This is a genomic window from Pseudoalteromonas sp. 2CM28B, assembly GCF_023161935.1.
Genome location: NZ_JALNTH010000080.1, coordinates 1 through 6046 on the forward strand (window position 1 = coordinate 1; position 6046 = coordinate 6046).

The window sequence follows — 6046 nt, forward strand, 5'->3', positions numbered from 1 at the left end:
CTATGATAATTTAAACGAGTCAGGTAAAGTGGCCTGACTTAAACAAACTGGTCTCCGATGAACTCGGGGCGATTCAGAAAGTCTGTTCCCGGTCGTATTATTGACTTCTTGTTAGATGGCTCGATCAACCCTTTATACATCGATGAAGAATTCGGTACAGCTGAACCAAATATTCGGCAATTGTTTAAAGAGCGTGACGTTACCTCTTCCCTTTCTTACATTGGGTTAGATGGTAATATCACTGAAATCAAACGAAATCTAGCCATTGAAAACTCTAACGTATGCTATTACGTCAATAATAAACTTAAAACTAAGAAAGAGTACAACACTCATATATTGAAGACCATGTTCAATGTATATTCTACTAAGCCTACTCTCAGAAAGTTAGCCCCTAAGTTTTTGAGAACAGATGCAAGTAGAATGACAAAAACAGTTAAGTTTAATGATGATAAGTTCCCTATTTCTCAAGCAGACCGTAATACACTATTTTTGTACCTGTTTAACTTTGAAGACACTGAAATTCTTAGTAAAATCCAGAAACTTAAAACCTTCCTAGATAACTATGGAAAGAAACTTATCTCATTTAACGGTATTATCAAAGATGACAAAATTATTGGTACTATTAAGAGCACGAAAAAAGAGCTCGATAAGTTAGAAAAATCTCTACTACTAAGTGAGAACAATACTGATAAGCTCGCAATTATCGATGAAATCAATAGCATTGATAATGAGCAAAACAATCTATCAGATCAGGTTCTGTCATTAGATCTTAAAGTTAATAATATCACTAAGACTCAGAGGCTACTTCAGGCAAACCAGAACCACCAACTGCTGAGTGAGTTAGAAACCATATACGGCTATGCAGATATTAAGATGGATTCAGTTATTAAAGATTATGATAGCGTATTGCGTTTTCATAACCACCTACTTGATACGAAGAATGAGTTCATCACTGATGGTTTTGAGAAACTTCAAGTTAAACTACACAAAGCTACTGATGAACTAAAGTTATTGGAGAAGAAAAAGTCATCGCTTTTCCTTGAACTGAAGTCCAAGAAGAAAATCGATGAAATATCTGATTCAGTTAAAAGAATTGGTGAGCTAAATAAAACCTTGATCGAGTTGAATGCCATAGTTGAGAAAAAAGATAACATTGAGATCAGACTAGAAGAAGAAGCAAAAAATTTAGAAAAGTTATCAGAAAAACTATCTGGTGAGCTTCAAAATGTTAACACTTTCGAAACAGAATTTAAGAGGAATTTCAAAGCATATACCAAGGTCTTTTATGGGATCGAATATAATTTTAATCTGAACTTAGACACCGCCAATGGTGACTGCCGGCCTTCTGTAGATGACATCCAGTCAAATAACGATGGAGGTTTGAAGCGTCTTGAAGCAATCACATTTGACTTATCGTACATTAAGTCAGTGGATTCTCTAGACCTGTTAAGACCCACGTTTGTGATACATGACTCAATCGATGAAGTGGATATTAAACATATACGGCAGTTGTTTGATGAATCCATAAAATTGTCTGGTCAGCAAATCATATCGATGTTGGTGAGTCAACTCGAAGAAGTCGATTATCGGAAGTACAAGGACTATATCGTACTAGAGCTATCTCAAGAGGATAAGTACTTTAAAGTCTAGATTTATGTATGGTAAAGCCTGAAAGGAGGATGGCAATGCCAAGCCTTTCTTTTGGGCTTTATAAGTTCACCCATACTTGAAATAATCCATCGATAGTTAATTAAGTAAGTTTCTAGCTCACTTTGATCGACCGGCTGCTCCTCGCTCAAAAGCCGCCTGTCAGGCGAAGTCTAAACTCGTTCTTTTAAACTATAAGATCGGATATGAGCTACTACATCTCTTTAGAGGCAAGAATTTAAATTACTATTAAACTTCTTCTCTATGATATTTAACTAAAGCTTGATCAATTTTATGTTCAGCTTGAACTGTCAATTTTATTTCTTTGCCTTGGGGGCATGTTATAAACTCCACTGTATAATCATCATGAATAACAATAGCTTTTTTATCAAAAAGCGCATGGTGATTTGGACAAAGGCACAATAGATTTTCTTTAGTATCTGGACCATGATGAGGAGAGCCTAATGGCTTTATATGTGCCCCTTCAGCATAAAACCCCTTTGGTGTTTCTAATACTTCGTCACATATCTGACATTTGTGACCATATAGTTCTTTTATATCTTCTGCGATCTGTGAGTTCCTAATGATTCGGTTGACGAATATTGGAGCTCTCTTTGGCTGTTCTGCAATTAATTCAGCAATGTCTTCAGGTACTTCGCTATCAACGCCAGAGTAAACAGAAAAGCCCAAACTTTCTAATATAGGTTTTATGGATCCTTTAACACCGCTAGTACTCGTATTTTCTAAATGTTTACCAAATTGATGAAAGTATGCACCTAGAAAAATAGGCTTACATTCATACAATAGACCTTCGTAGCAAACAAAGTAGGTAAAGCTGTTGGATGCTGTAGCTTTACCTCTATACTTCATAAGATACTCTTCACGCCCTAGTGACCTGTATTCCTGTATCGCATGTATAATAGCTTCATAACTATTAAAATCTTTATAACTCATAATGTAATATTTCCTTTTTAGATTATAGTGGTTACCCTAACTGCGGCTTAAACTGGCCATTAAATTGATACTCTTAAATAATCGCTCACTGCTTAAGTACACAGCTTCATATTATGAGGTCAGTACATATATAACACACGAAATTAATTAGTACCTTTAAATAATGCAGTCAATACCTTATTATGAATATGCATTTTTGATATTTAGAACGCTAAGAGCTAATTATAATAATGGGGAATATCATTCTTTACTTCTCTCAGAAAAACTGATTTCATAGGTATGAACTTACAACAATGCACCCATACAAAAAGTGGGGTATAAGTTGGGGTATATTTTAGAAATTAAGCTTTCACCCCTTTAAAAACAAGCTAATGGGCGGCATGATGTGATCATCCTCCTTTAAGCACCTTGCTTATATAAAAACCCAGCTTCGGCTGGGTTTTTGCTTTTTAATACGAGCCTATTGTTATTGCTTAATTTATCTCCACATCTATACCATGAGTTATTGGATTATAGGTAAAAGGATTTGCTTAATAATAATGAAATAATCATCTTCTTTATTTTGGTATCACTTATAACAGGGTTAGTGGTATTTATTGCTTGGATTATGCTTAAGCTCGTTATATGGGGTAAGAGCATGTCTAAAGGAGCGTATTTATTTTTAGCATTTTTTCCACTAATTTCACTTATGCCTATTCCACCCCCTACTTATGAAAATGTTCAAAAGGCCAAGCAAGAGCAGCGTAAACGCAAAGAAGACTCAGGAGACGACCCTACGAATGAAGATGAGTAAGCCAGTTTAGCTGCAAATTAAAACACTTTTAAGGACGCTTTAAGCATGCTCTAAGGTTTAAAATAGAGTGAACCCTTTTACTGCTAGCCCTATATGCAAAGCCAATGTATAACGTACAACTCCCCTTAAAGTAAGCTTTAATAAACATTTACCTATACTATTCAACCCTGTATTGATATGTGAAAATACACCGACATAAAACAACTTTAGGTTTTTAAGTTATGCCAAAGCAGCATATAGGTAGTATTGCTCTTGTTGTAAAAGACTATGACGAAGCAATTGCATTTTATACAAAAAAATTAAGCTTTGAATTAGTGGAAGATACGGACTTAGGTGATGGAAAACGCTGGGTGTTAATAACCCCACCCAACTCAAACGGCACACATATATTACTTGCACAAGCCACAGAGCCAGAGCAGTTTAACGCTGTTGGCAATCAAGCAGGTGGCCGTGTATGGCTATTTTTAAACACTGATAACTTTTGGCGCGACTACGAAAGCATGCTAGAAAATGGCGTAGTATTTCATGAGCAGCCTCGTAATGAGCCTTACGGTACGGTGGCCGTATTTGAAGATCTCTATGGTAACAAATGGGATCTTATTCAACAGAGCTAAATACTTAGTTGATTAACGACCTGACTATTTGAAATAAATCCGAGGGTAGCATGCCGCGCTGCCCTTGCTCTTCAGCCGCAACTTCACCAGCTCGAGCATGAAGAGTTACCCCGTATCGCGCTGCTTCATCGATACTAAGCCCTTGAGCAAGCAATGCACCAATAATACCTGTAAGTACGTCGCCACTCCCTCCCACGGCAAGTGCTGCGTTACCATTTTCACACACCCAAGTACTTTTACCGTTATCAATTAAAGACCCAGCGCCTTTTAATATGCAAGTAGCATTATACCGTTTTGCGCATAATCGCACACTTTCAAACCTATTTGACTCTATTTCAGAAGTGTTTTTGCTAATGAGCCGAGCCGCCTCACCAGGATGCGGAGTTAGGACACATTGAGCCAACGTATAAGCACTTGCATTTTCAGCTAATAAATTAAGTGCATCAGCATCAAGTACAAGCGGCGTATTGTGCTCTTGGCAATAGTGCATTACAGTGCAAAACGTTTTTTTAGCCCATTCATCCTGCCCAAGTCCAGGGCCAAGTACAACACAACTTGCCCACTCTAAAGCCTGTTCAAGGTTTTCACTCATGACCATTAATTCTGCCCTACCTATGCTTATTGGCATAATAGAGCTTTGGTGCGTATAAACCTTCACCATCCCCGCACCTGCTCGTAGCGCAGCTTCACTACTGAGCCTAATTGCTCCCGCAGTACCTTGGTTGCCCCCTACGCATAATAACTTGCCATGATTGCCCTTATGGCTATTTAAAGCCCGAGAGCCCAAGCGTTTAAAGCTATCTATATTTATCAAGTGAGCACAAGGTGAAGCAAGTTGACTAAAAGTATCTTCAATTGCTAATTCATCGAGAATCAACTCACCGGCATGCTGTTTACCTGTCCCTGTAGAAAGGCCTTGTTTAATTGCAATAAAAGTAACCGTTTTTGTTGCCTGAATAGCTGCACCTAATACTTCACCTGTATTTGCATCAATCCCTGAGGGAACATCGATACTTAAAACAGGCTTTTCGCTTTGGTTGATGGCTGTAATAATCTCACAATAATTTTCACGAACAGGTGAATTAAGCCCAGTACCTAGTAACCCATCAATCACACAGTCGCAGCAATCTAAATCACTCTTTGCAAACTCGTTAACTATGCCACCATTATCAAGCCATAGCTGCTTCGCTTTAGCAGCGTCACCACTGAGTGTTTTAGCAGGGTCTATAGCGCAAATTTTAACCTCTGCACCAGAGTCCTTAATTAAACGCGCGGCTATGTAAGCATCACCCGCATTATTACCATTACCTGCAATAATTAAAGTAAGCTTAGCGTTAAAAGACTGCCACTGCTTGTATACTGCCTCTCCCGCTCGCTGCATTAAAGTAAATAAATCTATTCCACATTGCTTAGCCGCCTCTCCCTCATAAGAGCGAACCTGCTCTTTTGTGTAAATATGCCTTTGTTTATTTAACATAGAAACTCGCCATAAATAAGTGTGTAGATGCTCTATAATTATAGCTTGGGATAAAAGAGCACTTTTCAATAGCGGATTTAGCATGTTAAACAGCTATTAAAACGAAAATTGAAGGCTTTAGTACAAAGAGTGTGAGTTCTGTGGTGGGCTTTTGCCGCGGGTTTCGTGATACTCAACCCACGCTACGGAGGTGGTGGAGACTGTGCGAATAATATCTGGAATGTATTTTTCACTTTTCTGCGGACGTAAAAAAGCCCGGCTCTTTCGAGTCGGGCTTTCTTGTATTTGAAGCCTGGCAATGTCGTAGTGCCCACAGCGGTAGAGAGTCACATAGCAAATGCTACATTATCATTGCGTCGGGGCGGCCTTATGCGGTGCACGCTTTCGAGCTGTTTCGTTTAACTCAGGGTTCGGCATGAGTCTTGGCTACTTATTAAATCCCAGACAGCAAAAAACCCGTTACATCGCTGTAACGGGTTTCTCTTATTTGGAGCCTGGCAATGTCCTACTTTCACATAGCAAATGCTACACTATCATCGGCGCTGTTTCGTTTCACTACTG

At 38.5% G+C, this 6046-nt stretch carries 5 protein-coding genes; 3 read left to right on the top strand and 2 right to left on the bottom strand.

Features of this window, described 5'->3' with window-relative positions:
- Positions 1–57: 57 nt before the first annotated feature.
- Entirely contained in the window at positions 58–1650 is a 1593-nt protein-coding gene (locus MTN96_RS36500) for a DUF2326 domain-containing protein (RefSeq protein ID WP_248534790.1), read from the top strand.
- Between the two features lie 246 nt (positions 1651–1896).
- Here the strand turns inward: MTN96_RS36500 and MTN96_RS36505 are convergent, their stop codons facing one another.
- A complete protein-coding gene (locus MTN96_RS36505) occupies positions 1897–2601 on the bottom strand; it encodes an HNH endonuclease (RefSeq protein WP_138578977.1) in 705 nt (234 codons plus the stop codon).
- A 526-nt stretch (positions 2602–3127) separates the two neighbouring features.
- On the opposite strand from MTN96_RS36505, the gene MTN96_RS36510 reads away from it, so the two are divergent.
- Together MTN96_RS36510 and MTN96_RS36515 are read left to right on the top strand one after the other, a co-directional pair.
- Positions 3128–3394 (top strand): hypothetical protein, encoded by a 267-nt coding sequence (locus MTN96_RS36510; protein ID WP_085065434.1) that lies wholly within the window; start codon positions 3128–3130, stop codon positions 3392–3394.
- A 221-nt stretch (positions 3395–3615) separates the two neighbouring features.
- The gene (locus MTN96_RS36515; RefSeq protein ID WP_004587679.1) at positions 3616–4008 is read left to right on the top strand and encodes a VOC family protein; all 393 of its coding nucleotides are present in this window, start codon (positions 3616–3618) and stop codon (positions 4006–4008) included.
- 4 nt (positions 4009–4012) lie between these two features.
- On the opposite strand, the gene MTN96_RS36520 is transcribed toward MTN96_RS36515, so the two are convergent.
- Positions 4013–5485: an NAD(P)H-hydrate dehydratase gene (locus tag MTN96_RS36520; protein WP_248534792.1), complete on the bottom strand. Its 1473-nt coding sequence runs from the start codon at positions 5483–5485 to the stop codon at positions 4013–4015.
- Positions 5486–6046: the final 561 nt, after the last annotated feature.

Coding starts and splice junctions, on each gene's coding strand:
- MTN96_RS36500 (WP_248534790.1), top strand. CDS start 58: ATGAACTCGGGGCGATTCAGAAAGTCTGTTCCCGGTCGTATTATTGAC.
- MTN96_RS36505 (WP_138578977.1), bottom strand. CDS start 2,601: ATGAGTTATAAAGATTTTAATAGTTATGAAGCTATTATACATGCGATA.
- MTN96_RS36515 (WP_004587679.1), top strand. CDS start 3,616: ATGCCAAAGCAGCATATAGGTAGTATTGCTCTTGTTGTAAAAGACTAT.
- MTN96_RS36520 (WP_248534792.1), bottom strand. CDS start 5,485: ATGTTAAATAAACAAAGGCATATTTACACAAAAGAGCAGGTTCGCTCT.